This window comes from Rhizobium sp. 01T417 (assembly GCF_056398905.1).
Genome location: NZ_JBFTQH010000045.1, coordinates 1 through 25,684, shown reverse-complemented (window position 1 = coordinate 25,684; position 25,684 = coordinate 1). Strand labels below are relative to the sequence as shown.

The 25,684-nt window shown below is 58.6% G+C and carries 25 protein-coding genes and 6 pseudogenes; 18 read left to right on the top strand and 13 right to left on the bottom strand.

Going from position 1 to position 25,684, the window contains the following annotated elements:
* Positions 1-277 precede the first annotated feature (277 nt).
* Complete coding sequence (locus AC1DPR_RS27615; RefSeq protein WP_018858739.1) at positions 278-643, top strand: winged helix-turn-helix transcriptional regulator; 366 nt, start codon at positions 278-280, stop codon at positions 641-643.
* Positions 644-761: 118 nt separating this feature from the next.
* Here the strand turns inward: AC1DPR_RS27615 and AC1DPR_RS27610 are convergent.
* The 3 genes and pseudogenes from AC1DPR_RS27610 to AC1DPR_RS27600 form a co-directional block, all read right to left on the bottom strand.
* Positions 762-869: pseudogene (locus tag AC1DPR_RS27610) on the bottom strand (TetR/AcrR family transcriptional regulator); the annotation flags it as partial.
* A gap of 60 nt (positions 870-929) precedes the next feature.
* Positions 930-1,238, bottom strand: coding sequence for a chorismate mutase (locus AC1DPR_RS27605; RefSeq protein ID WP_477817619.1), 309 nt, complete (start codon positions 1,236-1,238; stop codon positions 930-932).
* A gap of 270 nt (positions 1,239-1,508) precedes the next feature.
* Positions 1,509-2,336: an oxidoreductase gene (locus AC1DPR_RS27600; protein ID WP_477817618.1), complete on the bottom strand. Its 828-nt coding sequence runs from the start codon at positions 2,334-2,336 to the stop codon at positions 1,509-1,511.
* 94 nt (positions 2,337-2,430) lie between these two features.
* Here AC1DPR_RS27600 and AC1DPR_RS27595 point away from each other — a divergent pair, with 94 nt between their 5' ends.
* Complete coding sequence (locus tag AC1DPR_RS27595) at positions 2,431-3,351, top strand: AraC family transcriptional regulator (RefSeq protein WP_477817617.1); 921 nt, start codon at positions 2,431-2,433, stop codon at positions 3,349-3,351.
* 464 nt (positions 3,352-3,815) lie between these two features.
* On the opposite strand, the gene AC1DPR_RS27590 is transcribed toward AC1DPR_RS27595, so the two are convergent.
* Genes AC1DPR_RS27590 through AC1DPR_RS27580 form a run of 3 tightly spaced genes read right to left on the bottom strand, consistent with a single transcriptional unit; the run spans position 3,816 to position 7,153 of the window.
* Positions 3,816-4,673: an aldo/keto reductase gene (locus tag AC1DPR_RS27590; protein ID WP_477817616.1), complete on the bottom strand. Its 858-nt coding sequence runs from the start codon at positions 4,671-4,673 to the stop codon at positions 3,816-3,818.
* A 41-nt stretch (positions 4,674-4,714) separates the two neighbouring features.
* On the bottom strand, positions 4,715-5,698 hold the full coding sequence (locus tag AC1DPR_RS27585) for an aldo/keto reductase (protein ID WP_477817615.1): 984 nt from the start codon (positions 5,696-5,698) through the stop codon (positions 4,715-4,717).
* Between the two features lie 15 nt (positions 5,699-5,713).
* A complete protein-coding gene (locus tag AC1DPR_RS27580) occupies positions 5,714-7,153 on the bottom strand; it encodes an MFS transporter (protein ID WP_477817614.1) in 1,440 nt (479 codons plus the stop codon).
* A 131-nt stretch (positions 7,154-7,284) separates the two neighbouring features.
* Here AC1DPR_RS27580 and AC1DPR_RS27575 point away from each other — a divergent pair, with 131 nt between their 5' ends.
* The 8 genes from AC1DPR_RS27575 to AC1DPR_RS27540 all read left to right on the top strand — a co-directional run bounded on the left by AC1DPR_RS27575 (position 7,285) and on the right by AC1DPR_RS27540 (position 13,512).
* Positions 7,285-8,178, top strand: a complete 894-nt coding sequence (locus AC1DPR_RS27575) for a LysR family transcriptional regulator (RefSeq protein ID WP_477817613.1) — start codon at positions 7,285-7,287, stop codon at positions 8,176-8,178.
* Positions 8,179-8,304: 126 nt separating this feature from the next.
* Positions 8,305-9,381, top strand: a complete 1,077-nt coding sequence (locus AC1DPR_RS27570; protein ID WP_477817612.1) for an alpha/beta hydrolase — start codon at positions 8,305-8,307, stop codon at positions 9,379-9,381.
* Between the two features lie 165 nt (positions 9,382-9,546).
* A complete protein-coding gene (locus AC1DPR_RS27565; RefSeq protein ID WP_477817611.1) occupies positions 9,547-10,044 on the top strand; it encodes an N-acetyltransferase family protein in 498 nt (165 codons plus the stop codon).
* A 354-nt stretch (positions 10,045-10,398) separates the two neighbouring features.
* A complete protein-coding gene (locus AC1DPR_RS27560; RefSeq protein ID WP_477817627.1) occupies positions 10,399-11,409 on the top strand; it encodes an alpha/beta hydrolase in 1,011 nt (336 codons plus the stop codon).
* Positions 11,410-11,419: 10 nt separating this feature from the next.
* A complete protein-coding gene (locus AC1DPR_RS27555) occupies positions 11,420-11,836 on the top strand; it encodes a carboxymuconolactone decarboxylase family protein (RefSeq protein ID WP_477817610.1) in 417 nt (138 codons plus the stop codon).
* A complete protein-coding gene (locus tag AC1DPR_RS27550) occupies positions 11,833-12,330 on the top strand; it encodes a (R)-mandelonitrile lyase (RefSeq protein ID WP_477817609.1) in 498 nt (165 codons plus the stop codon). Before AC1DPR_RS27555 ends, AC1DPR_RS27550 begins: the two co-directional genes overlap by 4 nt.
* Positions 12,327-12,800, top strand: coding sequence for a cytochrome P460 family protein (locus tag AC1DPR_RS27545; RefSeq protein ID WP_477817608.1), 474 nt, complete (start codon positions 12,327-12,329; stop codon positions 12,798-12,800). Before AC1DPR_RS27550 ends, AC1DPR_RS27545 begins: the two co-directional genes overlap by 4 nt.
* Position 12,801: 1 nt before the next feature.
* Positions 12,802-13,512 (top strand): DUF4405 domain-containing protein, encoded by a 711-nt coding sequence (locus tag AC1DPR_RS27540; protein WP_477817607.1) that lies wholly within the window; start codon positions 12,802-12,804, stop codon positions 13,510-13,512.
* Between the two features lie 440 nt (positions 13,513-13,952).
* Here AC1DPR_RS27540 and AC1DPR_RS27535 read toward each other — a convergent pair.
* A pseudogene (locus AC1DPR_RS27535) lies at positions 13,953-14,142 on the bottom strand (type II toxin-antitoxin system RelB/DinJ family antitoxin); the annotation flags it as partial.
* Between the two features lie 148 nt (positions 14,143-14,290).
* Between AC1DPR_RS27535 and AC1DPR_RS27530 the strand changes: the two are divergent.
* Genes AC1DPR_RS27530 through AC1DPR_RS27520 form a run of 3 tightly spaced genes read left to right on the top strand, consistent with a single transcriptional unit; the run spans position 14,291 to position 17,901 of the window.
* Positions 14,291-15,433: a TRAP transporter substrate-binding protein gene (locus AC1DPR_RS27530; RefSeq protein WP_477817606.1), complete on the top strand. Its 1,143-nt coding sequence runs from the start codon at positions 14,291-14,293 to the stop codon at positions 15,431-15,433.
* A gap of 60 nt (positions 15,434-15,493) precedes the next feature.
* Positions 15,494-16,162 carry a TRAP transporter small permease subunit gene (locus AC1DPR_RS27525; RefSeq protein WP_477817605.1) on the top strand — a complete coding sequence of 223 codons (669 nt, stop codon included), beginning with the start codon at positions 15,494-15,496 and terminating at the stop codon, positions 16,160-16,162.
* Entirely contained in the window at positions 16,159-17,901 is a 1,743-nt protein-coding gene (locus AC1DPR_RS27520; protein ID WP_477817604.1) for a TRAP transporter large permease, read from the top strand. The genes AC1DPR_RS27525 and AC1DPR_RS27520 overlap by 4 nt, the downstream gene beginning before the upstream one ends.
* A 237-nt stretch (positions 17,902-18,138) precedes the next feature.
* Here the strand turns inward: AC1DPR_RS27520 and AC1DPR_RS27515 are convergent, their stop codons facing one another.
* Positions 18,139-18,543, bottom strand: a complete 405-nt coding sequence (locus AC1DPR_RS27515; protein ID WP_477817603.1) for a type II toxin-antitoxin system VapC family toxin — start codon at positions 18,541-18,543, stop codon at positions 18,139-18,141.
* Positions 18,540-18,773, bottom strand: coding sequence for an AbrB/MazE/SpoVT family DNA-binding domain-containing protein (locus AC1DPR_RS27510; RefSeq protein WP_018858730.1), 234 nt, complete (start codon positions 18,771-18,773; stop codon positions 18,540-18,542). Before AC1DPR_RS27510 ends, AC1DPR_RS27515 begins: the two co-directional genes overlap by 4 nt.
* Before the next feature lie 478 nt (positions 18,774-19,251).
* On the opposite strand from AC1DPR_RS27510, the gene AC1DPR_RS27505 reads away from it, so the two are divergent.
* Complete coding sequence (locus tag AC1DPR_RS27505; RefSeq protein WP_018858728.1) at positions 19,252-20,214, top strand: DUF808 domain-containing protein; 963 nt, start codon at positions 19,252-19,254, stop codon at positions 20,212-20,214.
* A gap of 100 nt (positions 20,215-20,314) precedes the next feature.
* On the opposite strand, the pseudogene AC1DPR_RS27500 reads toward AC1DPR_RS27505, so the two are convergent.
* A pseudogene (locus AC1DPR_RS27500) lies at positions 20,315-20,769 on the bottom strand (IS5 family transposase); the annotation flags it as partial.
* On the opposite strand from AC1DPR_RS27500, the gene AC1DPR_RS27495 reads away from it, so the two are divergent.
* Both AC1DPR_RS27495 and AC1DPR_RS27490 read left to right on the top strand, forming a co-directional pair.
* On the top strand, positions 20,762-21,037 hold the full coding sequence (locus AC1DPR_RS27495; RefSeq protein WP_477817602.1) for a hypothetical protein: 276 nt from the start codon (positions 20,762-20,764) through the stop codon (positions 21,035-21,037). The pseudogene AC1DPR_RS27500 and the gene AC1DPR_RS27495 overlap by 8 nt on opposite strands.
* Positions 21,037-21,133, top strand: a pseudogene (locus AC1DPR_RS27490) (type II toxin-antitoxin system RelE/ParE family toxin); the annotation flags it as partial. The gene AC1DPR_RS27495 and the pseudogene AC1DPR_RS27490, both read left to right, overlap by 1 nt.
* Positions 21,134-21,141: 8 nt before the next feature.
* Here the strand turns inward: AC1DPR_RS27490 and AC1DPR_RS27485 are convergent.
* Positions 21,142-23,070, bottom strand: a complete 1,929-nt coding sequence (locus AC1DPR_RS27485; RefSeq protein WP_477817601.1) for an adenylate/guanylate cyclase domain-containing protein — start codon at positions 23,068-23,070, stop codon at positions 21,142-21,144.
* A gap of 227 nt (positions 23,071-23,297) precedes the next feature.
* Between AC1DPR_RS27485 and AC1DPR_RS27480 the strand changes: the two are divergent.
* A pseudogene (locus AC1DPR_RS27480) lies at positions 23,298-24,041 on the top strand (alpha/beta hydrolase family protein).
* A gap of 177 nt (positions 24,042-24,218) precedes the next feature.
* Positions 24,219-24,656 carry a pentapeptide repeat-containing protein gene (locus AC1DPR_RS27475; RefSeq protein ID WP_018858723.1) on the top strand — a complete coding sequence of 146 codons (438 nt, stop codon included), beginning with the start codon at positions 24,219-24,221 and terminating at the stop codon, positions 24,654-24,656.
* Here the strand turns inward: AC1DPR_RS27475 and AC1DPR_RS27470 are convergent, their stop codons facing one another.
* Both AC1DPR_RS27470 and AC1DPR_RS27465 read right to left on the bottom strand, forming a co-directional pair.
* The gene (locus AC1DPR_RS27470) at positions 24,657-25,250 is read right to left on the bottom strand and encodes an NADPH-dependent FMN reductase (RefSeq protein ID WP_477817600.1); all 594 of its coding nucleotides are present in this window, start codon (positions 25,248-25,250) and stop codon (positions 24,657-24,659) included.
* 254 nt (positions 25,251-25,504) lie between these two features.
* A pseudogene (locus AC1DPR_RS27465) lies at positions 25,505-25,684 on the bottom strand (MarR family transcriptional regulator); the annotation flags it as partial.

The following is a 25,684-nucleotide window of genomic DNA, read 5'->3' as shown; positions in this document are numbered from 1 at the left end:
ATGTAGCGATACATTCACACATGCGGGATACGCACAACGTTTGCCAATAGTATCCGTTTTGATACCGTAAAAGCCGCGGAAAGCGCTTGGAATTAGCTCGTTTAGATAATGATATCAGCTAGTTGCATAGGCGGCGCAGGTCGCCGGACACGCGACTGCCTGGCCTAGTGTGTCTGGACGGGCCGGCTTTCGGCCTTGTCGGCGCAGTACGTGCCCTGTAAATGCTGAACAATCGAGTACATGCCAGAGTGCATGTAGGTGCACAAAGGATACTAGCATGGCCAAGGTCCGACATTCGCGTTTCGACTGCAATCCCGGCTGTTCCGTGGAGGCGGCCATTAGCCTGATCGACGGTAAATGGAAGTGCGTTGTGCTCTTCCATCTCTTGGGTGGAACGATGCGGTTCAACGAAATCCGACGCCATGTCGGCGGCGTAACGCAACGAACCCTGACAAACCAACTCCGCGAGCTTGAGGACGATGGCCTTGTCGAGCGAAAGGTCTATGCGCAGGTGCCTCCGAAGGTGGAGTACACGATCTCGCCACTGGGCCGCAGCCTGGAGCCCATCCTTGTCTCCCTGAAGGCATGGGGAGATGAAAACATCGGTCGGTTCGGAAAGCCCGTGGCGGCGAACGCCGCTTGACCGCCGCGCCCCCAGGTTCTCCAGGATCGTCGCCGCTTCCATGGCGGCGAGGATCGAGGCGCGACAGCGATTGTTTTCTGGGACGTCAAGCGACTGGCATTGCGCTCAAGCGCGGCCACCCGCTCCTGCGCATCTGGGCGTAACGAACGATGAGGGTTCGAACCAGATCCACCTTGCTCGGAAAATGGTGGTGTATGCTTGCCTTGAGAAGGCCGACGACTTCAGCGCCATGGTCAATAAACTGCTCATAGGACGCACTAACTTCCAGTAGGAAGGTCAATCGTGTTTATGGTTTTCCGGTATGAGTGGTAGCGATCGCACGATGCCGTTTGACGACTTCACCCATAATGAACTTCATCAGGCTCTCGATGAAATTCGGATCGAGTCCGGCGCTCCTTGACAACTCCTTGAGCCGAACGTGCTGGCGCTCTTCTCTCTCCTTATCCACGGCGGGTAGACTGAACTGTGCTTTGAGCACGCCGATCTCGTTTGTGCTACGAAAGCGCTCCGCCAATATATGAACCAGAGCCGCGTCGATATTGTCGATTGTCTGCCTGTGCGCCAAGAGCTGCGCTTCTGCGTTTGCATTTTGCATCACATTACCTTTCGCTACTTAATGCCGTCCCTTATCCGAGATCGCCTCACGCGTTGTGGTTGAATTCGGATCATTTCAGACGTTCATATCCGTCAATTCTTGGGATGATGCCCCCGTCGCTATTTGCCTAGGCCGCCGCTATTCGACGCTCAACTTGCAATTCCACTCGTCATCTTGGAGTTTCCACACAGCCTCGGCCGATAGCGGTCATCACCGCTCACCAGAGCGCCCGCCAACAAGCTGCATCCGGCGCTCTGGTCGTCTCTTTGGTCAACCGTCGGTCGAGAGGGTGACCGCCCTCCATGCCTCGATCTCACCTTGCATGCGCTCAAGCCTTGCCGATACGAATTTGAGAGCATCGCTTCCAAGCAGGAGTTGCGGCGGCGGATTGTCGGAGGAGATCAGCGTCAACACGGCGGTCGCCAGCTTGTCGGGATCGCCGAGCTGGTGACCGCTCTTTTCCTGACGCGCCTCGCGGATGGGATCGAACAGGGGGTCGTAATCGGCGATCGACCTGTCGGTGCGAACCATCGAACGTCCTGCCCAATCCGTCCGGAACGACCCGGGACATAGGGTCGTCACATGCACTCCGAACGGAGCCATCTCGGACCGCATGACCTCCGATATGCCCTGCAGAGCGAACTTGCTGCCGCAGTAATAGGCGATGCCCGGCATAGTGATCATTCCGCCCATCGAGGTTACGTTGACGATGAAGCCGCGACGTCTTGATCGGAAACGGGGTAAGAACGCCTTGGCGACCGCGACGGCACCGAAGACGTTGACGTCGAACTGACGTCGCATCTCTTCAAGCGAAGATTCCTCGAGCACGCCCTCGTGACCATATCCAGCGTTGTTGATGAGAACGTCTACCGGGCCGTATTCGTTTTCGACGTGCTCGACGACGTTCGGAATTCGATCAAATTCGGTTACATCGCAAAGCACTGTATGGGCAGCCGGGAGGAGTTCCTCGACCTTCGCTCTCGAAGCTTCAGAGCGGACAGTGCCAATGACGGTATGCCCATCGGCTATTGCCGCCGTCGCGATTGCCAGACCGAAGCCGGAATTCGCGCCGGTTATGAAGAAGTTTTTCTTAGACATTTTTGCTTTCCACATTGTTGCCCGAGGACTTGACTGATATTCTTTGTGCAGCCGTTATTCGATCTCATTTTGTCTAAAGCTTTTGCCAATTCCTATGACAGTGCAGCTAAACCAAGAAAAGCGGCGGGAGCTGGTTGAGCTAGCCGGAGCTCTCGCACCGCGCCAAGGCTACAACGCGACCGGACTTCGTGACGTCCGGCTCCTCAGAACCGAGGCAGTGCTGAACAACGTGCCCGTGCTTTACAAGGCCGGAGCGGTCTTTGTGCTGCAAGGCCGCAAGCAGGGCGTGCTTGAAGGTGAAGTCTACGTATACGATGATGATCACTATCTGGCAGTGGCGGTGCCTGTTCCATTCCGCATGGAATCGGTGGCAAGTCCGGAGAGGCCGCTTCTGGCGGTCTATGTCGAGTTCGATATGACGCTTGTTGCCGAGATCGTTGCTGCGCTCGAAGGGCAGCACCTGGAGAAGGCGACCAAGCCAAAGACCCTCATATCCAGCCGTATGGAGCCAGAGATCGAAGACGCGGTCATGCGCCTATTGAAAGCGCTTGCCAGCCCCGTCGAGACGGCGGTCCTAGGGAACAGCATCCTGCGGGAATTGTACTACCGAATTCTGGTTGGTCCGCAGGGTTCGGCAATGGTCGCCGCGCTGCGGCAGAAAGGCATGGCCGGACGTATCGCGCAAAGTCTCGCCCGCCTGAGTGAAAGCTTCTGCTCCGAGATTTCGGTCGCAGCTTTAGCCAGCGACGCAGGCATGAGCATTCCTTCCTATCACGCGCACTTCAAGGCGCTGACTGGAAGCAGCCCGATGCAATATGTGAAAGCGATGCGCCTTCATCAGGCAAGGCAGATCATGGCCCGAGAAAGCAGAACCATAACGGAAGTCGCACTTTCGGTTGGCTATGTCAGTCCCGCCCAGTTCAGCCGTGACTTCAAACGCCACTTCGGCCGTACGGCGGCGGAAGAGGCGAGATGGGTCCGCCAGCATCTTGGGGAGTTCATCTCGGACGAGTGACGTAACCGCTGGCGCATTCGATCTCGCCCTTCAGGCGGGAGCCGTCATCCGCGCATTGAACGAAAGAAACGAGGTTTCCCATCCGCGCCGGTCTACGATTCGGGAGCGAGCTTGGCGCTGATTCGCCACGACTTCAAACCGTCGTCGCGGACGTCACGCGTGTCCGCTTTGAAGCGGACACTGTGAGTCTTTCAACCGCCAAAATGGGGCTCAAAACAGCCGTTCCACGATACGAACTCCTACGGCCGTAAAGGGGCCGAAGGACCGCCACGAGCCCGGCCAGATCTTCTTCGATCTCCTGAAAGCGGGGGGCGAGTGACTGATAGAGGCGCCTACGGAAAGTTCTCGCCACTTCGATTGCTTAACAGTGAGACGATAACCTGATCTCGGACCTTCCGCTGATGTGTACCGGAATGTCAAACGTGCCGATGGCACGGAATCAGACACCCCGGCATCGACCACTGCTAGAGCTTGCGGGTGCCAAGCCACTTCACTTTTTCCGGGTCGCGATGATCAAAGAAGCTGCTGGTCTTTTGGTCGAGCGAGCCGATCGCCGCGACATCTTCCTGGTCGAGTTCGAAGTCGAAGATCGCGAAGTTCTCGGCCATACGCTCCTTGCGCACGGACTTCGGGATGGCGACGATGTTGCGTTGGAGCAGCCACCGGAGCACGACTTGTGCGATGCTCTTGTCGTGCTTCTCGCCGATCGACTGCAAAAGCTCGTTCGTGAACAGCCCGTTCTTCCCCTCCGCGAATGGACCCCAGGCCTCAGGCTGCACGCCGTATTCCTGGAGAATTTGCTGAGCGTCGTCCTGATGGTGGAACGGGTGTATTTCGATCTGATTGACCGCGGGGACGACCTTGTTGTGGAGCACGAAGTCCACCAGACGGTCGGGATAGAAGTTGCTCACCCCGATCGCGCGGATGCGGCCTGCCTCGTAAAGCTCCTCCATCGCGCGCCAGGCGCCGTATACGTCGCCGTAGGGCTGGTGGATGAGCCAAAGGTCGAGATAGTCGAGCTGCAGCTTGTTTAGCGAACGCTCGAAAGCGGCCTTGGCGCCCTCGTATGTCGCGTCCTCGATCCAGAGCTTGGTCGTGACGAACAGTTCCTTTCGATCGATTCCGTGCTTTCGGATGGCGGTGCCGACCGCTTCCTCATTGCCGTACGAGGTCGCGGTATCGAGCAGACGATATCCAACGTCGATGGCATCTCGCACGCTGCGCTCGCACTCGGCGGGATCAGGAACCTGGAATACGCCGAATCCCAGGATCGGCATCTGGACCCCGTTGTTCAGGGTGACGGAGGGGACGGTAGTGGTCATCTTCATTTCCTTTGTCTGGATGGGATTGCTACTCGCTGGCTTTACTTTCCGACGCGTGCCTGAAGGTGCGCGGGGTATCTGTCTCCGACAATGTCGATCTTCGCGAGGGCGTCGGCGATTTCGGAAGCGTCGCTGACGGAGAGTTCGACCGACACGGCGCCGAGGTTTTCCTCCAGGCGATGCAGCTTGGTGGTGCCGGGGATCGGCACGATCCAATCCTTCTGCGCCAGCAACCATGCGAGCGCGATCTGGGCGGGCGTTACCCCCTTGGCTTCGGCGATCTGCGTCAGAGCTGTTACAAGCGCCCTGTTCGCCTTGAGGTTCTCCGCCTGGAAGCGCGGAACCACGCTGCGGAAGTCGCCGGGGCCGAAGGTCGCCGTTTCGTCGATCTTGCCCGTGAGAAAACCCTTGCCGAGCGGGCTGAATGGCACAAACCCGATACCGAGTTCCTCGAGCGTCGGGATGATCTCCTTCTCGGGCTCGCGCCAGAACAGCGAGTACTCGCTCTGGAGCGCGGTCACTGGCTGAACAGCATTTGCCTTGCGGATGGTCGGAGCGCCTGCCTCCGAAAGTCCGAAGTGCTTTACCTTGCCTTCCGCGATGAGATCCTTGACGGTTCCCGCAACGTCCTCGATCGGCACGTTGGGATCGACGCGGTGCTGGTATAGAAGATCGATCATGTCGGTTCGCAGCCGCTTCAAAGATCCCTCGACAGACTGACGGATGTAGGCGGGCTGGCTGTTCATGTGCTGCCCGCCATCCGGGCTCGGGAGCTCGAAGCCGAACTTGGTGGCGATGACCACCTTGTCACGGATCGGCTGGAGCGCTTCCCCGACGACCTGCTCGTTGGTGAACGGTCCGTAGACCTGTGCCGTGTCGAAGAAGGTCACGCCGCGGTCATGAGCCGACCGGATGAGGGCAACGGCATCCTTCGTATCGGTCGCCGCTCCATAGCCGTGGCTGAGGCCCATGCATCCGAGGCCGAGCGTCGATACCTCAAGCGTTCCGATAGTTCGTTTCTTCATAGTCATTCTCCTTGATCAGGCCGCGCATTCGGTCGGCTCGACTTCTTCCTGGGACTGAAACTGCCGCTGTGCGGCTGGAACGATGGTCAGTAGCGAGATCACCAATGTCGCCACCATCATCACAGTGCCTGCGTCGAACGCATGGGAAACACGGTATGCTGTAAGGTTCGGGCCGTTGAGGCCGGACGAGCCAACCGCCGCTATCGCGATGAGGACGGCAAGACCTACCGAGCTGCCGATCTGATGCGCGACGTTGACCGCGCCGGATGCTGCTCCGGCGTCCGCATGATCGACCCGAGCGACGCCGGACGATGTCAGTGGGCTGAGCGTCAGGCCCTGGCTGATGCCGATCAAGACCATCGGCAACGCCACCGCCGTCCAATAGTTGGAACCCGCTCCCGCCCGGCTGAGCCAGGCCATGGCGACGATGCCGATCAGCATCCCCACGATAAGGACGGCATTCCGGCCGAAGCGCCTGATGAGGCGGGGCACGACCACCGCGACCGGGACATGCAGCATCGTGGCGGGGACGAAGGCAAGTCCCGCCAGTGCTGGGCGCAGACCCGCGACCTGCTGCAGATACAGCGTCGTGAAAAAGAAGAAGCCGACCATGGCGCTGATGTAGAGGACACGGGCGCAATAGGCGCCCGAGCGCTCGATGTCAGCGAACAGGCGAAGCGGAAGGATCGGCTGCTTCGCACGACGTTCGATCAACACGAAGGCGCCCAGCATGATGACGGCGGCGACCAGTGTCGCCAGGGTTACAACGTTCCATCCCGCCTGTGCGGAGCGGATGAATCCGTAGACGAAAGCGGCCATGCCCAATGTCGAGGTCACCGCACCAGGCAGATCGAACACTCCCGCTCGCCTATTTGTTTCGTGGATGTAGATGCGTGCCGCGATAACCGTGGCGATGCCGATCGGGAGATTGATCAGGAACCCGATGCGCCAGGAGAGCCAGTCGGCAAGCAATCCGCCAACAACGAGACCGACTGTCGCGGATACCCCCGCTGCGGCGCTGTATAGCGAGACAGCCCGGACACGCTCTTCGCCTTCATCGAATGTGGTCTGCAGGAGAGCGAGCGTCGTTGGCGCGAGGATCGCGGATCCCAGTCCCTGGATCGCACGCCACGACAGCATCCATGCCGACGATTGCGAGGCGCCGATGGCAACGGAGGCGACGGTGAAGATCGTCATGCCGACGACGAACATCCGACGGCGGCCGAGTATGTCCCCCGCACGCGCGCCAAGCAGGAGGAAGCCACCGAAGGTCAGCGTATAGGCGCTCTGAACCCAGGCAAGCCCGGCGTCCGTGAAGCCGAGCTCGTTATGGATCTTCGGCAGACCTGTGAGGACGACCGAGATGTCGAGCACGATCATCACGTAGCTGATGAGGATGATCGCGAGGATCGCTCTCTTGTTCGATGACGAGGTAGCTGTGGTTGCGTCAGACATTGCAGTCCCATTGACTTGCTCGCTTGACCGTCCTCCGCGGCAAGCTGCGTTGCGATGACGGAAAGATAGCTCTTGCTCACCATATCGATTAGGGGCAGTAATCGGGATGAAGCTATAAGGATGTCTAATGAATGCCGCAGGAGAACTTCAACGATCTGGTTGCCTTCGTGACCGTCGCGCGCGAGGAGAGTTTCACGCGGGCGGCGGTGAAGCTCGGAGTTTCGCAGTCGGCGCTTAGCCAGACCGTCCGCGGACTGGAAGAGCGGTTGGGCCTCCGCTTGCTGACACGAACGACCCGCCGCGTGTCTCCGACGGCAGCGGGCGAACGTCTTCTCCAGACCGCCGGGCCGCGCTTCGAGGAGATACAGGCGGAGCTTGCGGCCCTCACCGAGATGCGTGACAAGCCAGCGGGGACGGTCAGGATCACGGCAGGAGAGCACGCCGCTATCTCGGTCCTTGCGCCCTCCCTCGACAAGTTCCTTCCCGACAATCCAGACGTAAATGTCGAGATCACCGTCGACTACGGTCTGACCGACATCGTTGCAGAGCGTTACGACGCAGGCGTCCGCCTTGGCGAGCAACTTGCCAAGGACATGATCGCGATCAAGATCGGGCCAGAGATGCGCATGGCCGTGGTCGGCGCTCCGTCCTACTTCCGCCAGCACCCGTGGCCGGAAGTCCCCCAGGATCTCACGGCACACAATTGCATCCAGATCCGCATGCCGACGCATGGGAACATCCTGCAGTGGGAGTTCGAGAAGGACGGCCATGAATTGAACGTCCGCGTCGAAGGACAGATGGTGTTCAACAACATTGCGATGCGTCTCGATGCCGTCCGGCGCGGTCTCGGCCTTGCCTACATGCCTGATGATCTTGTGGCCGAGGATCTAGCCAAGGGCAGCCTGATACGAGTTCTCGAAGACTGGTGCGCACCCTTCCCCGGATATCACCTCTACTATCCAAACCGCCGCCACGCTTCCCCGGCATTCCAGCTCGTCGTGGAGGCCCTTCGGTACAGAGGGTAACGGCACGTACAAAAGAGGCGATTGATAAGGAGCGCTTATACCTTCAATTGGGAATGCGCGCCTAATCATCAGAATGGCGCTCGGGTAATCTCCTGCCAACTCAACGTTTCAAGGCAGGAACCGAACATGTTCGCCAGAACCCTATCCGCCCTCTCGCTTTCCCTGTTGCTCCTTTCATCGGGCGTGGCTGGTGCCCAGAGCGGTTCGAAGCAGGAACCGCTGACAATTCAGGAGCAAGGAAGCTTCTCCGTCGGCGGCACCGTATCGAGCACGCCTGGAACCTTCGACAACAACGCTCCCACGGCAGCAGGGCAAACCCTGCATGGCGACCATGCCTACGTGTTCTACCAAACGCCGCCGAATCCCAAGCCTCTGCCGATCGTGATGCTTCACGGTGCCTTCCAGTCCGCCCGAAGCTGGGAAACGACGCCCGATGGCCGCGAAGGCTTTCAGAACATCTTCCTTCGCCGCGGCTACCCGGTCTATCTCGTCGATCAGCCGCGCCGCGGCCGCGCAGGCAACAGCACAGTCGCGACGACGATCGAGCCGACGCCATACGACCAGCTCTTCTTCGACCAGTTCCGCATTGGCAAATGGCCGGAGTATTTCTCGAACGTCCAGTTCTCCCGCGACCCCGCAGCACTTGATCAGTTCTTCCGCTCGGTGACACCCAACACCGGGCCGTTCGACGCCAACGTGATCTCCGATGCCATGTCCGCGCTGTTCGACAAGACCGGTCCGGCGATCCTGTTCACCCATTCACAGGCTGGCGGCCCCGGCTGGTTGACGGCAATCAAGAATCCGAACGTGAGGGCCATCGTCGCGCTTGAGCCGGGAAGCGGCTTCATCTTTCCGGAAGGCGAGGTTCCAGCCGACATGCCGAGCGCCGCTGGAACGCTCAAGGGTGAAGCGGTGCCCCTCGCCGATTTCGAGAAGCTCACCAAGCTGCCGATCGTCATCTACTACGGTGACAATTTCCCGACCGAGCCGACGGCCGAGCGCGGTCAGGACAACTGGCGTGTTCGGCTCGCAATGGCGAAGCTCTGGGTCGATGCGGTCAACAAGCATGGCGGCGACGCTACGCTCATTCACTTGCCCGACATCGGCATCAGAGGTGGCACCCACTTCCTGATGTCGGATCTGAATAACGTCGAGATCGCCGACCAAATCGCAAAGTTCCTGGCGGAAAAGAAGCTCGATTGATCTGTTGAGGCGCCCCTCCCGAGGTTGTCGCGACGAAGCACGCTCGTTGCGTCGCCCAGCATCGCATCAGCATGCGCACTAGATTTCGAACGATCCCCCGACGAGCACCGTTATTGGGCTCGAAGACAATCGCTGGGCCTTCGGTGCCTATCTCGCGGTATCAACATGTCCGATCAGCACCTCGAATCGATCATCATAAGACCCGCAGTACGAGCTGACGCTGCAGTCCTTGGATCCTACGGCGCCGCGCTGATGTTGCTGCACAACAAGTGGGATCCAGCCCGCTTCATTCCCGCCGGGCCAACCACCCCCGACAAGTACGCTTCGTGGCTCGCTAGCCAGGTCGTCCGCGACGACGTCGTCGTCCTCGTAGCCGAAAATCGGGATTCTATCATCGGTTATGTCTACGGTGCGCTCGAGGGCGCCGACTACATGGCTCTGCGAGGTCCTGCGGGGGTTATTCACGATATCTTCGTCGATCCGCAAAGGCGGAGGGAAGGTGTCGGCCGACGCTTGCTGGAACAGGCCATCACGATGCTTTCAGGAAGAGGCTCTCCGCGGATCGTCCTGGCGACTGCCTACAAGAACACAGGTGCTCAAGCTCTGTTCGAGCGAATGGGCTTCCGAGCGACCATGGTCGAAATGACGAAGAATTGCGAGTGACCGGAGCTTGCGCAATCGGCCTGGGGTCCATCTAGCATCGTCCAGCCAATCCTTGGCTAAATACCCCCTGTTCTTCGTTGCGGTCGAATGCAATCGAAATTCGAGCCTTCCGGGCTCCGCAGGTTTTATTCCTTCAAAGCTTATCAAGTGATCGTGATTGATAAGCAGCCCTAATAGGCTCTAGCGGCACAAGCCGTCTAATCGCCCGTGCTGTCAGCGGCTATCTTTTCTCCAACAATTTCGAACACCGACCTTCAGGAGCCCGACATGACGGAAGTCATCGACAGCAGACGACGCGAGTTTCTGAGCGCGACCGCGCTGATTATTTCAGGTGCCATCATAGGAGTTCCACCAATGACCACCACCGAAGCTATGGCAGCCGACTACAAGCAAAACCCATTCACGCTGGTCTACGACGGCGCGATCACTAGGAACGAGCCGGGCAAGGTGAACATCCACCCCGTGACCTACAAGCTCAACAATCTCGATATCGTGGCGAACGTCTATACGCCCGCGGGCTACAATCCCAGCAAGAAATATCCGACGGTCGTGCTCGCCCATCCCAACGGCGGCGTGAAGGAGCAGACGACTGGTCTCTATGCGCAGCGACTCGCGGAGCGCGGCTTCATCACGATCACCGCCGACGCCGCCTATCAAGGTGGGAGCGGCGGCGCGCCGCGCAGTATCGATAAGCCTCAGTACCGCATCGAGGACGTTCACGGGATGGCGGACTTCATCAGCGGTTTCCCCGGCGTGGACACTGCGCGCCTCGGACTGTTCGGTATCTGTGGTGGAGGCGGCTACTCTCTTGCTGCCGCCAAGACCGACAAGCGCTTCAAGGCGGTCGCGACGTTGAGCATGTTCAATTCCGGTCGTGTCCGTCGGAACGGCTTCCAGGATTCCCAAATGGACACGATCCAGAAACGGCTGCAGCAGGCCTCGTCGGCCCGTGCCCAGGAAGCCGCGGGTGGCGAAGTGCTCTATGCAGGCGACGCCAATCTGACGGACGCACAGATCGATGCGCTTCCGTTCGACCTCTATAGGGACGGTTACCGTTATTACTGGCACACCAATGCTCATCCCGGCTCGACCTTCAAGTACACGATGAGCAGCCTGATGGACCTGATGCGCTGGGACGCAACGGACGAGATCGGCCTCATCGATGTCCCGCTCCTGATGATCGCGGGCACCGCCGCCGACACCCTCTACATGACCGAAGACGCGTTCCCCAAGGCCACGGGCACGAAGGACAAGGAACTCTTCAAGATCGAAGGCGCCAAGCACATCGAGACCTACTGGGTTCCCGAGTACGTGGATGCGGCGCTGGGCAAGCTCGCACCGTTCTTCGACCGGACGCTGGTCTGAGGAGGAAGCGATGACGCGCCACTTGTTCCTGAACGCGTTTCTGACGGTCGGCATAGTTTTGGCGGCGCTCCCCGGCGCCGTCTGCGCCCAGCCTGTCAATGAACCGAAGGAAAGTCCAATGACCTCTCGTGCCCAGCAACTGATGGGTGACACGGCCCCGAAACTGGCCGAACTGACTGATGACGTACTCTACAAGGACATCTGGGAGAGACCCGGCTTGTCCAAGCGGGACCGGAGCCTGGTGACAATCTCGGCCCTGATCGCGCTCAATCGTCCTGATCAGCTCAAATCACACATTCGCCTCGGCCTGCAGAACGGCCTCAGCAAGGACGAGATCGTCGAGACGATCACGCACATGGCTTTCTATTCCGGATGGCCGAGCGCCGTCTCTTCGGTGGCGATTGCCAAGGAGGTATTCGCCGAATGACCGAAAAGAAGATGACAATGGCTTCCGCAATGGCGGCGGCGTTCGTGTCTGCGGCTCCCGCGTTGGCAGGCGAAGCGATCACTATCACGCACGGGGGATCGCAGCCAGCAATCATCGGAGCCCCTGATAGATTTACCGGGTCCGTGCGGGTCGAAGACAACTTCAAGGCAAAGGCGCCAGCGACGGTGGGCGGCGCAACCGTCACTTTCGAACCCGGCGCGCGCACCGCGTGGCACAGCCACCCTCTCGGCCAGACGCTCATCGTGACGAGCGGAGTGGGCGTTGTCCAGATGTGGGAAGGGCCGCATCAGGTGATGCGGTCCGGCGATACCGTATGGATCCCGCCTGGCGTGAAGCACTGGCACGGCGCATCTCCGAGGAATGGAATGACGCACATCGCCTTCTCGGAGTCCTTGGATGGCAAGTCCGTCGACTGGCTCGAGCTGGTCACCGACGCCCAATACTCCTCTCAAGCAGCGGAGGGTCAGCAATGACGCGTCTTCCCCCACGTCTTCTCGTTCTCGTCGCCGTAGCCTGCGGCATCGTGATGATCGGCCGGCAAGTGGATGCCGAACCGACCAAGGCCACGATGCCTGATATCAGCAAGCTTGTTCACTACACCACGGTGACGCGCGGCGAGGTCACCGAACACATCATGACGACGCGCGAAGCGATCGAGGCCGTGAAGGCGGGCAAGCCCGTTCCAAATGGCACGCATTTCGCGCTCGTCGACTACCGCGAAGGGGAAGTCTTTCGCTACTTCATCATGGAAAAGGGTGCCGGATGGGGCGAGGAGTACGACGAGAACCGCCGCACCGGCGACTGGCAGTTTCAATGGTTCAAGCCAGACGGAACGATCAACGCCGCCGAGAACACCGCGCGCTGCCAGAGCTGCCACAGTTCTCGCGCCGACCGCGAGTTCCTATACACCTTCAGCGACATCCGGCGTTTCGAGTTCGAATGACATGACGCTGGGGATCCGCCTCATCCTTGACTTTGCGAGCCTTGCTCTCGTCGTCCTGTCCCTTGCCTACTGGTGGCTCGGCAATCTGTCGCACGAACTGTTCGGCACCGCGCTTTTTGGGCTCGTGATCGTCCATAACGTCTTCAACAGGCGATGGTACTCAAATGTCGCACGGAACCTTGGTGACGGCCCGAGGCTGCTGAATGCGGTCACCATCGCGTGCCTTGCAACGGCAATGACGGTCATGCTGGTCAGTAGCGCACTGATCTCGCGCGATCTCTTTCCATTTATGTTCTTGGATGGAGCATTCGCCGTCCGCGAGATCCACATGTTCGCCGCCCACTGGCTGCTCATGATCCTGGCCTTGCACCTCGGCACCCGATGGGCAGTGGTGATGAACGTGTTTCGCGGCGTTTTCGGCATCGAACGGCCGAACGTCTTTCGGTCAGTTGCGCTTCGCCTCCTGACTTTCGCCGCCGCCGCATGGGGCGTCCACAGCACCATTGAGATGGGCTTCGGACCCAAGCTGATGCTGACCCACACGCTCGACATGTGGGACTTCAACGAGTCTGCCCTTGGGTTCTTCGTCAACTACGGCTCGATCGTCTGCCTGTACGCTGCGGTAACACACTATGCTTTGTTGTTGAAGGGACGACGCGCCGGCGCCAGCGACCCAAGATCCGGCAAGCTATCGCCTCCCCGACGGTCTTGACGGGAAAGGAACCATCGACCCTGCTATTCCGCAATCGGGCAGTTGAGGCGAATCGAACCCGCGCCCTTCGACCGGTTTAAAGTCGAAAGAATGTTAAGGTCTTGTTTTGATGATGTGAGAGGAGAATTCTTCCGACTTCGAATGTGAAGTATTTACCTCGGCAATTCATCGGGCCATCGCTGCGCGCCATCCAGTACGCGCAGGATGCGGATTGTCTCGACCGCTATTTAATAGGTCGTTATGGTCCCCGCGATCCGACCGGGCTGCTGCTTACAAGGAAATCCCGTAGCCTCGGGAAGCGATACGCTCGTCTACCGCAATAGCTGCGACTGCGTTCTGAGGCTCGATATTCGAAAAGATGCTGTCGCGGTTCGCGAGCGCGAGTGCCGACCAAGTAACTTTCACGACTTCCGGTTACCTGCCCTAGCGCTCGCGGCCGCTCACCGGGCGGCAAATTGCGCTTCCGCCTGATCGTCGGATACGCCGGGTTTTGTGTCTTCCAGCGCTACGAAACCAGGCGTCGTGCGCCTCGCTATTAGGGACCAGTTCAATTGGAAGTGTGCCTTCATTGGCGGTACGGGTCAGAAGATTCCTAACGGCATCCGAAACGGTGAGACCCAAACGGGCGATCGCTATGCCTCGTTACCTTGACGGCACCGCAGCAACCTATGCTTGGGGCTCCCTGAGGAGTATTATCCAATCCTGAAATACAAGCTTGTAAGCGGGACAAAGCAAGGCCTGCATAGGGCGAGGAGGTCCATGCTTTCGGGAGGAAGAGATGAAATCCAGAACCCAAATCAGTGGAAGCCCGTCGCGTCGCCGATTTCTGAGCGGCGCAGCCATGGCCGGTGCGGCGATGATTACGACACCGAGTGTGGTCAAGGCACAGGGCCCAGTCAACATGCGCTGGCAGAGCACTTGGCCGTCAAAGGACATCTTCCACGAATTCGCGCTTGATTTCGCAAAAAAGGTTACTGACATGACCGGCGGCGATCTCAAAATAGAAGTGTTGCCGGCCGGGGCCGTCGTGCCTGCTTTCGGCCTGCTCGACGCCGTCTCCAAAGGGACGCTCGACGGCGGGCACGGCGTGGTCGCGTACCATTACGGCAAACAGGCGGCGCTGGCGCTTTGGGGCTCGGGGCCGGGCTTTGGCATGGATGCCAACATGCTGCTCGCATGGCACAAATACGGCGGCGGCAAAGACCTGCTCCAAAAGCTCTATCAATCGATCGGAGCCAATGTGGTTTCGTTCCTCTACGGACCGATGCCGACCCAGCCGCTCGGCTGGTTCAAGAAGCCGGTGGTGAAGGTCGAGGACTTTCAGGGCCTGAAGTTCCGCACCGTCGGTATTTCCATTGATGTGTTCACCGGTCTCGGTGCCGCGGTCAACGCGCTGCCGGGTGGCGAGATCGTCGCGGCATTGGACCGCGGTCTACTGGACGCGGCCGAGTTCAACAACGCCTCGTCCGACCGGGCCCTCGGTTTTCCGGACGTTTCCAAGATCTGCATGCTGCAAAGCTTTCACCAGAATGCCGAGCAGTTCGAGATTCTGTTCAACAAGACGAAGTACGATGCTTTGCCTGACCAGATGAAGGCGATCATCTCCAACGCCTCGGAGGCCGCTTCCCAGGATATGGCCTGGAAGGCGGTCGACCGCTATTCGAAAGACTACGTGGAGATGCAGACAGTCGACAAGGTCAAGTTCTACAAAACGCCGGACGCAATCCTGAAGAGGCAACTGGAAATCTATGACGATGTTGTGAAGAAGAAGAAGGCGGAAAACCCGCTGTTCAAGGAAGTCATCGAGTCCCAGATAGCCTTTGCGGAACGGGTAACGCGATGGGAACAGGATACCCTTGCCAACCGTCGGATAGCCTTCGATCATTATTTCGGCCGCGACGGTGTTGCGAAGGAACTATAACGTCATCGCCGGAAAGCGATGAAGCTCTGGCGAAGATAGTCGGCTATTTCGGGGGCAGCCGTGCAGGTTCAGCAGTTTATCATCAGGGTCGATGCGATCAGCGTATGGGTCGGCAAAGCCGCCGCCTGGCTGATCATCGGGCTGATGACGCTCGTCTGCGTCGAAGTCTTCAAGCGCTACATCATGAACATGCCAACCGCGTGGATATTCGACGCCACCAACATGCTTTACGGCACCCTGTTTATGCTCGCTGGAGCTTATGCGCTGGCGCAGAACGCCCATGTCCGCGGCGACTTTCTTTACAGCTCGCTGCGACCCCGAATACAGGCGACGCTTGATCTCATCCTTTACATCCTGTTCTTCCTGCCAGGCGTCGCCGCGCTCATCTATACCGGTTATGACTATGCAGCACTTTCCTGGCGGATTGGCGAGCATTCGACCATCACAGCCGAAGGTCCGCCGATCTACTACTTCAAGACAGTCATTCCGATCGCGGGCGCGCTTGTCATGCTACAGGGGCTCGCCGAGATCGCGCGCTGCATCGTCTGCCAGAAAACCGGCGCATGGCCGGGCCGGCTCAAGGATGTGGAGGAGATCGACGTCGTCGCGGAGCAGCTTGCCAATAGCGAGCACATAGATACGCAGACGCGCGAGGCGGCGATCGAGCGTGCTCAGGATATCGACAGGGCGGCCCGGCAACGAGGCCGAGGTGGAGACATGGAGATGTGAGTGATCCGTTCCTCGGATTGACGATGCTAGTTCTCATTGTGGTCGTCATCGTGATGGGCTTCCCGACAGCCTTCACGCTGATGGGGCTCGGCATGGTCTTCGGCTTCTACGCATTCTACAATCCCGCCGAACATTGGATCGACAATCGCGTCTTCGATTTGATGGTTCAGCGCACCTACGGCGCTATGACTAACGACGTCCTGGTCTCGATCCCGCTCTTCGTGCTGATGGGCTACGTGATGGAGCGCGGCGCGCTGGTCGACAAGATGTTCTACAGCATCCAGCTTTCGTTCCGGCGGGTGCCTGCCTCGCTGGCCGTAGCGACGCTGATTATCTGCACCTTCTGGGGTATCGCCAGCGGCCTCGTAGGCGCAGTCGTGGTGCTGATGGGCGTCATCGCGATGAACCCGATGCTGCGCGCCGGCTATGACGTCAAGCTTGCCTCCGGGGTGATCACCGCGGGCGGCACGCTGGGCATTCTGATCCCGCCATCGGTGATGATCATCGTCTACGCTGCCGTCGCGGGGCAATCGGTGGTCAAGCTCTATGCGGCCACGATGTTTCCCGGCTTCTTTCTGGCATTTCTCTATCTCGTCTACGTTCTCGCCTGGGCGATGATCAACCCAAGGATCGCGCCCGCCTTGCCCGAAGAACAGACGCGAGTTCCCGTGGCCGCCTGGATGGGACGCTTTCAGGGGCATTATTCGAACAACATGCTCGCCGGGCTTCTCCGTGCACTGGTTTCACCATCAAAGGCGATGGCTATCGAAACGGACGAGGGACGGCTCACCTATTGGAAGCTGGTCAAGAATGCCTTCGCCGCGCTCGTGCCTTTGTCGCTGACGGCTTTCACCCTGGCTCTCATCTGGTGGTATGTCGTCATCCACCCCCAGGATTCGGCGGAGGCGGAAGTGCCAGAAGGGCTAGAAGAGCTCGGCGGACCCGGAGCGGATGCCGGCCCGGCGGTTTTAACTGGGCCGTCAACCAGCTTCTACCTGACGTTCGGGATCATAGCGGCGATGGCGATGGTGGTCCTCGTGCGCTACTACAGGAATATGAATGCCGAGCGGCTGCAGGTGGTGAAGCTGCTGGCCTCGTCGGTCATGCCGCTCGGGATCCTGACCGTCGTCGTGCTCGCCGTCATTCTGTTCGGCATCACGACGGCCACCGAGTCCGCCGCGGTCGGTGCCGCCGGCGCTTTCTTGCTAGCGTTCCAGGCCCGGACGCTCAACTGGAAACGCACAAAGGAGGCAGTGTTCCTCACGGCGAAAACCACTGCCATGGTCTGCTGGCTCTTCGTCGGCTCGGCACTCTTCTCCGCAGTCTTCGCCATTCTTGGCGGCCAGGCGTTGATCGAGCAGTGGGTGCTGTCGCTCAACATGACGCCCGTCCAATTCATGATCTTGTCGCAGGCGATCATCTTCATCCTCGGCTGGCCGCTGGAATGGACCGAAATCATCATCATCTTCGTACCGATCTTCCTGCCGATGCTCCGACACTTCGGCATCGATCCGATCCTCTGGGGCGTGCTCGTCTTCGTCAATCTGCAGGCGGCGTTCCTTTCGCCGCCGGTTGCGATGTCGGCCTATTACCTCAAGGGTGTCTCGCCGCCGCACGTCACCCTCAACCAGATCTTCGCAGGCATGATGCCTTATATGCTGATCGTCATTCTCTGCATGGTTATCATGTATGTCTGGCCGGGCATGACGCTCTGGCTCCCAGCCTATCTGTATGGCTAAACGAAGTCTCAGCGTTGTATCTATGCACAGCATGGCTTGGCCACATCTGTTCCTAGAAGGCATCCTCACTTATTCGGATCGCGTCGACCGCGAAGGAGCGTCAACTGCGGTCTCTGCCCGCATTCGGCTTGAAGTTCACCAGCTGGGATTTGAGCTCAATTTCACGAACGCCCGAGCCGCCTCACTTGGGCTCACCCAGTCGAAGACGCGTTGTTCCTCCGCTACCGTGGGCTTGGCTCATTGAGCCGGTGTGATCAACGCGACAGTTGGGAAATAAGATCGGTACCGACCGACATCTCGCGTTAACAGCGGGAGCTGTTGAACCGCGGCATGGGCGCCAACGATAAAATCCGGCAGGACTCCTGTACGAGAACCACCGGCTCGACGATACCGTGTGAATACTTTTCCGGCGAGAAATAGCGCGGCTCGCGGAATGGGCGCGACTACCAGTCCCGCGTCGTCTATGAACGCATCAAGTTCCTCGATCCGCTCATAGCGAACCGCAAGTTCGGCATAGACTACATCATTGATCAACAATGGACCGGCAAGACTGGCCGTCTCAAGTTGCTCGACCGACCAGTCTGCCCAGGTCGAGTCATTAGTCACAAGGTCGAGCAAGACATTCGTGTCGACAAGCGTCACGCTTCACCACGCGTGAGTGCCATGATCGCATCCGTATCGAGCCCTTTTCCGGCATGCCCCCGAAGCTTTTGAAAGCGGCTGGCAGGTTGCTGTCTATCAGCCCTTGTCAGCACTATGCTACCATCCGCAGCTCGACGGAAGTCGACCTCGCTTCCGGGCACAATGCCAAGCAGCTCTCGCACCGCTTTCGGGATTGTCACCTGTCCCTTGGCTGTTACTGTCGTTGTCATGCTGTGCGCCTCGTAATACCTTTCTTTGACTAGGTATTACTTTCTGATTCCGATTTCAAGATATTTGTCCCATCCGACTGTTGGCTGGAAACCGCTCAAAAGTAAGCGGTGCTAATGGCGTCAGGTCTGAAGTTCCAGGGCATGAGCGCCTCATTGCACGTTGCGAACATGGAATGTGCGTTCGCAATCCTTACCTATGCTCGCACGCCGTGCCCGTTCCCCAAACGACCGGCGGAGGTCGGCTTCCCCGACATTTTGTGTCTGGGCGAGCCCACCGCCCTAGTCCGCCGGACTTTCCTCATCAGACAAACGGTGGGGTCGCCATCGCCAGCGGAAGAAATACTCCACTAAGGTTTAAGCTTGCATTATTCGAGTGTCCCGCAGAAGCCGCGTTGCGACAAAGTCATTGCGGTAGGCTATCCAAACCGAAATTGCTCCTAGATAGTTCCACTGTATCTGGACGAATGGAAAAGCACCTATGGCAACTGGACTTCTCGCACTGCTCGATGACGTCGCGGCAATTGCGAAACTTGCGGCTGCGTCGCTGGATGATGTCGCCGCTCAAACAGCAAAAACAGGCGCGAAAGCGGCGGGAGTCGTGATCGACGATGCGGCGGTAACACCGAGATACGTGGTTGGCCTGTCGCCCGCGCGAGAATTGCCAATTATCGCTAAGATCGCCCTCGGATCCTTGAAGAACAAGCTTCTCTTTCTTCTGCCGGCGTGTATTTTTCTCGGCTACTTTGCGCCTTGGGCGATCACGCCGCTACTGATGGTCGGGGGCGTTTATCTTTGCTACGAGGGAGCCGAAAAGCTCTATGAAGCGATTGCCCCACACGACGCGCACAAGCATGAGGCGGCAGAGATGGGAACATCCGACCCGGTCGCGTTGGAAAACCAGAAGGTTGCGGGCGCAATCAGAACGGACTTTATACTCTCAGCGGAAATCATGGCACTAACCCTCGCGAACGTCGCCGCTTCCAATATCTACACGCAAGCTGCTGTCCTGGCGTCCGTCGGCATCCTCATCACCTTGGCCGTCTATGGCGTTGTCGCCCTCATTGTGAAGGCGGACGACATAGGGCTCGCGCTCGCTACTTCCTCAGTCGGCTTGGTCAGGGCGTTCGGCCGCGGCCTCGTTATCGGCGTCCCCTTGTTTCTCAGCATCCTCGCAATGATTGGGACCGCCGCCATGCTCTGGGTGGGCGGCAGCATTCTCGTCCACGGAATGGCCCAACTGGGCTTCCATGGACCGGAACATTTCATTGACACGATTGCAGTCGGCGTCGGTGCCGTATCGGCATATCTCACGGGGGTTCTGCATTGGACGACCACATCCGCGCTTCAGGCAGTGCTGGCGATTTTGATCGGCGGCATGACCATTGTGTTGGTGCATGCGTCGGCCCGGTTGATCAGGCGGCTCCGACCTCAAAATCCGTAAGTGGGTGTCACCTAATTCTTTCTGGGTGAACTCTGACGAACCGCGATCGGTTTCGGGCGCGCCGTTCGAGCTCCGTCGACACAAAGGCCCACCCGTAGTCGCTGTTGATGGCGTCGGCATCATATCCCTTGTCGGCCAGCAAGCGGCGAGGCCTGTTTACCGGCATCGCGAGAGGAGCTGGAACAGCGAGATAATGTTTCGCCACCCGTTAGGACGAAGCCAAGGGGGCGTCAGCTCGGGCATGGATTGTCATAAAGCCGCCGCGATCGACCAAAAGCCTCCTTATGAGTCCCCCTTTAGCGCCCGCTGCCTGTGAATGGCCCCGAACCGTGGTGCTGGTCCAGCATGTGCTGCCAATCGTCCGTCAGGCCCATCTCGACAAGCCAAGAGGGCATCCCATACCCCTTGCTCAGCCCAGCGCCGGAACCGGACATAGACAGAATTCCACTTCCCGTATCGCTCATGCATATCCCGCCACGGGCAGCCGACCCGCAAAACATGCAGCATGCCGTTCATGAACTGACGGTTATCATGGGAAGGGCGCGATTTGCGGCCCGAACAAGCGCTCTTTCAGGATCGTATCGCGCTCGTTCCAGAGCGCGAGCGCAAAGCAGAGCCGCTGGCCGTCGTTCGAGATGCCGCCAAGGCCATCTTCGCCCCAGCGACAGGCCCGCGAGCGCGCTTGGTCGTGGAAACACAAGAGACGCTGGCGCTCCTGAAGGTACTGGCGCTCACCAACCGGCAAGTGGAGGAAGGCAAAGTGCGCCCCGTTGCGGACGCCTTTTCGCGCATCCGCAAGCGTCTAGCCGACAGCCAATCCTGATGCCATATCGTGTCGTTTGCTGAGGAAGCGGAACGCGACATCGAGGATCTCTATCGCTTCATCGCCAGCCGCGATGGGACCGAGGCGGCAGAGCGCGGGCTGTTCTATGGCTGCTCGAGTGAATTAGGCTTCGCCCCCTCGCATTCTGGCAATCGCACTGGTTTGGCGAGCTTCGCCAGCGCCTCATCCTTTGAGCACGGGGGGAAGCCAGCTAGCGGCATCGTCTCTATGAACCGACTGCGCTCCACCGTGCTTAGGCCGGGTTCGTTGATCATGCTCTCTACAGTCAGGTCCGGGTGCTGCTTGAGAGCTTCTGTAGCCGAGGCAGTCGCTTCATCGGTTCGGCCGAGAGCCGCGAGGGAGCTGCTTCGAACCACCCATGTCCACTTTTGGTAGTTGTTAGGCGTCATGCGCTCCAGCATTTTAACCGCGTCCTCATACCGGCCCGCCATAAAATAGGCAGGTGCGAAGAAGTTGGACGCCCACATCGGATAATTCGGGTCCAGCTTCATTACCTGGTCGACCATTTGAGCGCCGCGATCGGGTTCGCCGAAGCGTGCTGCAAAGCCAGTATAAAAAGTCAGGATTTCGGACGAACCCGGAGCTAGACGAAGGGCCGTATCCAGCTCAGACTTGGCACGGCCCATGTCCCCCTTGTTGGCAAGACTCATACCAAACACCGCGTGTGCTTCAGCATCGCTCGGATCAAGCTGCACCGCACGTTCGGCCACATCGTCGGCCGCCTTGCGATTGCCCTCTGGATCGACGCCAAACAACTCCAGAATCTCATGAGCATGGTAAAGTTCTACCCAAGCCCGTGCCAGCGCCGGGTCCAGCTCTACGGCGCGGTTGAGAAACGTGATGGCTTCCTCCTCATCTGCTCTAGTGAGCTTTTCAATCTTCTCGGACCCCAGAAGATAGAAATCATAAGCATTCAGGTTTTCAGGCCGCTTGCGTTTGGCTGCCGCCCGCCCGGCCTCTTGAACCAGTCCCACACCGCCGCCGAGGCGGTTGGCGACCTGCTCTGCGATTTCGGTTTGAACGGCGAACACGTCCTCATCCGGCCGGTCCCAATTTTCCGACCAAAGATGGTGGCCGTTTTTTGCATCGATCAACTGTGCTGTGATCCGCACCCGACCGCTCTGCCGCTGGATCGAGCCTTCCAGCACAAAGCCGACATGGAGCGCATTTGCGACCTGGCGGACATCCACCGGCTTGCCTTTATAAGCATCCGTCGAGTTCCGTGCGACCACCTCGAATTCAGGAAACCGCGCGAGGTCGGTGATGATGTCCTCAGTCAGGCCATCGGCCAGACGCCCGGCAGCCCCGTCGCCGCTAAAATTGTCGAAGGGCAACACCGCCACCGACGGTTTGCCGCTTAAAGGTTCTGGATGCAGGAACCACCATACCCCGCCCCCCGCCAGAGCAAGCGCCACGATCGATGCTGTCGTCGTTTTTGCCCAGCGCGGCATCATTCCGAAAAGCGGGCGACGCGCCCGTTTGCCATTAAGTCTCAGCCGATACATCCGCACCGGCCGGCTGATGTTCTTGACCTGCTGCTCGCCGGCGAAATCGAGCGGCCAGTCGAGTTTTCCCTGGAGATGATCGTATGCCGTCCCCGACACCATCACGCCGCCCGGCTCGGCAAAATGCTCCAGCCGCGCTGCCACATTCACCCCATCGCCATAGACATCCCCATCCACCAACACCACATCGCCCAGATTGATCCCGACGCGGAACACGATACGCTCAGGCTCCTGTAGGTCGGCGTTACGCGCCGCCACGGCATTCTGAAACTCCGCAGCGCAGGCAACGGCATCAACGACGCTGTCGAAGGCAACGAGCGCGCCGTCGCCCATCAGCTTGATGACACTGCCATGGCGCTGGGAGATGGCGGGATTGATCAGCTCGGCGCGGATGGCTTTCAGTCGCTTGATAGTACCGGCCTCATCGGCCTCCATCGCCTTCGAGTAGCCTACCATATCCGCCGCCAGGATCGCGAGCAGCTTCCGGTCGAGAGCGGGAGTACTCATCTTCGTTGCCCTGCATGAACATGCAATATGTCGGAAGTCTACACCCATCGACGCGCAGCAACTAGCACACCGCCAAAACCGTGAGAGAAGCACGGGCCGCGAAGGACGCCGGTTGGTCGGTCACAGCTCCTATGGAACAGTGATTTTCGGTTGGATTGCGCCAACGCGGGACATTGACAGAGGTGGATGTCATCGTATCTTCGCGTGAAGGTTCGACGGGGTGAGTCATGTCCGCGGTTACGCAACACATCATCGATCGAGGCGACGGCGCGCGCGTCGAACTTTTCCAGACTCAACCGTCTACACCAAACAATGGGGCGATACTGTTCGTACATGGAAATTAGGGTGGGCTTCTCTTAGGTGGAAGAGAGGCTGTCGATGACGGATCGCTGGTTCGGTTTTCATTTCGCCTAGGTGTCACGGCGGCGGCAATCTCTCAGCCTGGTTTTGGTGCATCGGACTGGCCTGCCGATTTCTGCGGGCCGACCACTCAGCAAGCTTGGAGTTTCTGAGGCAGCAGCCATCAGTCGATCCCGGGCGTATAGTTCTCTACGGAAATAGCCGAGGGGCTGTGGCGTCCGCAATGGTGGCCGCGAAAGTTGATGGCCTCAGGGCGCTAATCCTAACCGGTGGCATTTACGATTTTACGAGAAGCCTATGGAAGCAGTTCGAGAGGCTTGCAGCAAGCTATTCAGAAAGAGGCAGGCGTTTCAAACGAAAGCTTTTTGGAACGGTCCGCACTCCATCATTCGCAACAAATTCAAGCTGAAACCTTGCTTCTACACGGCAAGTACGATGATCGTGCATCGGTCGATCAAGCTGAACGATTTTACGAGGCTCTCGCACAGTTGGGTGTGCCGGTACAGTTCCATGCGCTCGAAGGCGGTCATCGCCTTCCCCGAGAACAGGTCACGCCCATCCTCCGGGAATTCTTAACGCGAATATTTTCGCCAGTCGCAGCGCTTCACTGATCTGCGCCAGCTTCGGGGCGACTGCGGACGACATCTCAACCCGCTCCGCTCAGAAATGCGCTTGACGTCGACGCGCCGATTAGAGAAGCGCAAATGCTCTCAAATTCGACGGTCGTAAATGATTGCGCGATCTGGCATTCTTTGGGTCACAATCAGGATTGAACGGAGGATACGAAAATGAGTGAAGAACACAATCAATTTGATGGTCCTCAGTTGCAGGGAACCCATTACAAGCGGGCCGATATGTCAGGCGCTAATTTCGATGGCGTAAACCTTGCAGATGCGCGGTTTTATGCTGTTTTGACTAAGGCAAGGTTCACCGACACCAATTTAAGCGAAGCGGTTTTTGACGATATCACCCTTGCGGATGCGCGCTTTAGTAACGTCAATCTGTCTGGGGCCGCCATCACGAACGCAAACCTTTCGCGCTTAATCATAAGCGGCGTCACGTTGGCAGATTCGGACATCAAAGATGCCGATTTAACTCGGATGCGAATCAACGGCGTTCTGGTGACCGATCTGTTCATTGCCTATGAACAGGCGAAAACCTCAAAGCCATTTACTGCTGAGATAATGGATGACGACTCGCCCCACAAACCGGACACGGCTCGGTGACTACACCTCCCACCCTGATCTATACCGACGCTCTTGCAGCAGGGAGACGAGTTCAAGTTTAACGTCCAGGGTTTTCCTCAACCGTGTTGAAAGAGCATCTGACAAATGATCGCCGCTCCAATCTCGCGTTGTGGCATATACGACATAGGGATTTATCACGCATTTGAAGTCCAACATTAGCGAGATGGCGGTTGGTGCGTAGGCCATATAGCTATGGGGTAAGCCCCCAGCGCAGACAAAAGTCACGACCTGATCGAACCACGCCGCTTTCTTGCCACCTTCTCCTGTAGCGCCTGTTAGCTCTATCAGATTTTTAGCCGCGCTGCCGATGGACCAATTGTAGATTGGGACCGACAGCACAATCCCGTCGGCATTTTTAATAGCATCGTGTGTGTGAAGATATGATGGATGAAGATAGCAATCAGCGTTGTCGAAATCGGGGAGAGAGGTGTTCCGTAGATCAATGAATTGCGATTCATGACCGCGTAATTGCAGAAGGCGCTCCATTTCCCGAGCAAGAACATAACTGCGACTTCGGGGATCGAGACTACATGACAAGATGGTGATCTTCAGCGCTTTCGAATGACCGGTCATACATTCCACAATCGCTTGACAAAATTCCGCTGCGAAAAGCAATTCGCCACCTCAACCATGGTTGAGGTCAAGTTAAATAATAACCCGCGGTGCGCCGCCCCATCGCAGAAATTGCAACAATTGATGACCGCAATGGGCCGGCAGGATCTTTAGATCACGTCTCACCCTGAGGGTTGCAGGCTCGGCGGTGCCTTGGCGTCGAGCCGGACAGTACGGCCCTATTATGGGATAAGAACGCAGCAACCAAGAGGGCTTTATTCGCCGGTCGCCACCTGGACCAGCCACCGCCGAATTGTAGCCTCCTCTATCTCATTGAAGCCCGCAACCAACTCCTGTTCGAGGATATGTACCTGTGTACGGCATTCGGCCAATAGGTTCGATCCTTTCTCTGTAAGGCTTATTCGAAGAATGCGCCCGTGCACCGGATGGGGCGA

Excerpts from the sequence above, each read along its gene's own strand:
- AC1DPR_RS27615 (WP_018858739.1), top strand. The coding sequence starts at position 278 with ATGGCCAAGGTCCGACATTCGCGTTTCGACTGCAATCCCGGCTGTTCC.
- AC1DPR_RS27605 (WP_477817619.1), bottom strand. The coding sequence starts at position 1,238 with ATGCAAAATGCAAACGCAGAAGCGCAGCTCTTGGCGCACAGGCAGACA.
- AC1DPR_RS27600 (WP_477817618.1), bottom strand. The coding sequence starts at position 2,336 with ATGTCTAAGAAAAACTTCTTCATAACCGGCGCGAATTCCGGCTTCGGT.
- AC1DPR_RS27595 (WP_477817617.1), top strand. The coding sequence starts at position 2,431 with ATGACAGTGCAGCTAAACCAAGAAAAGCGGCGGGAGCTGGTTGAGCTA.
- AC1DPR_RS27590 (WP_477817616.1), bottom strand. The coding sequence starts at position 4,673 with ATGACCACTACCGTCCCCTCCGTCACCCTGAACAACGGGGTCCAGATG.
- AC1DPR_RS27585 (WP_477817615.1), bottom strand. The coding sequence starts at position 5,698 with ATGAAGAAACGAACTATCGGAACGCTTGAGGTATCGACGCTCGGCCTC.
- AC1DPR_RS27580 (WP_477817614.1), bottom strand. The coding sequence starts at position 7,153 with ATGTCTGACGCAACCACAGCTACCTCGTCATCGAACAAGAGAGCGATC.
- AC1DPR_RS27575 (WP_477817613.1), top strand. The coding sequence starts at position 7,285 with ATGCCGCAGGAGAACTTCAACGATCTGGTTGCCTTCGTGACCGTCGCG.
- AC1DPR_RS27570 (WP_477817612.1), top strand. The coding sequence starts at position 8,305 with ATGTTCGCCAGAACCCTATCCGCCCTCTCGCTTTCCCTGTTGCTCCTT.
- AC1DPR_RS27565 (WP_477817611.1), top strand. The coding sequence starts at position 9,547 with ATGTCCGATCAGCACCTCGAATCGATCATCATAAGACCCGCAGTACGA.
- AC1DPR_RS27560 (WP_477817627.1), top strand. The coding sequence starts at position 10,399 with ATGACCACCACCGAAGCTATGGCAGCCGACTACAAGCAAAACCCATTC.
- AC1DPR_RS27555 (WP_477817610.1), top strand. The coding sequence starts at position 11,420 with ATGACGCGCCACTTGTTCCTGAACGCGTTTCTGACGGTCGGCATAGTT.
- AC1DPR_RS27550 (WP_477817609.1), top strand. The coding sequence starts at position 11,833 with ATGACCGAAAAGAAGATGACAATGGCTTCCGCAATGGCGGCGGCGTTC.
- AC1DPR_RS27545 (WP_477817608.1), top strand. The coding sequence starts at position 12,327 with ATGACGCGTCTTCCCCCACGTCTTCTCGTTCTCGTCGCCGTAGCCTGC.
- AC1DPR_RS27540 (WP_477817607.1), top strand. The coding sequence starts at position 12,802 with ATGACGCTGGGGATCCGCCTCATCCTTGACTTTGCGAGCCTTGCTCTC.
- AC1DPR_RS27530 (WP_477817606.1), top strand. The coding sequence starts at position 14,291 with ATGAAATCCAGAACCCAAATCAGTGGAAGCCCGTCGCGTCGCCGATTT.
- AC1DPR_RS27510 (WP_018858730.1), bottom strand. The coding sequence starts at position 18,773 with ATGACAACGACAGTAACAGCCAAGGGACAGGTGACAATCCCGAAAGCG.
- AC1DPR_RS27505 (WP_018858728.1), top strand. The coding sequence starts at position 19,252 with ATGGCAACTGGACTTCTCGCACTGCTCGATGACGTCGCGGCAATTGCG.
- AC1DPR_RS27485 (WP_477817601.1), bottom strand. The coding sequence starts at position 23,070 with ATGAGTACTCCCGCTCTCGACCGGAAGCTGCTCGCGATCCTGGCGGCG.
- AC1DPR_RS27475 (WP_018858723.1), top strand. The coding sequence starts at position 24,219 with ATGAGTGAAGAACACAATCAATTTGATGGTCCTCAGTTGCAGGGAACC.
- AC1DPR_RS27470 (WP_477817600.1), bottom strand. The coding sequence starts at position 25,250 with ATGACCGGTCATTCGAAAGCGCTGAAGATCACCATCTTGTCATGTAGT.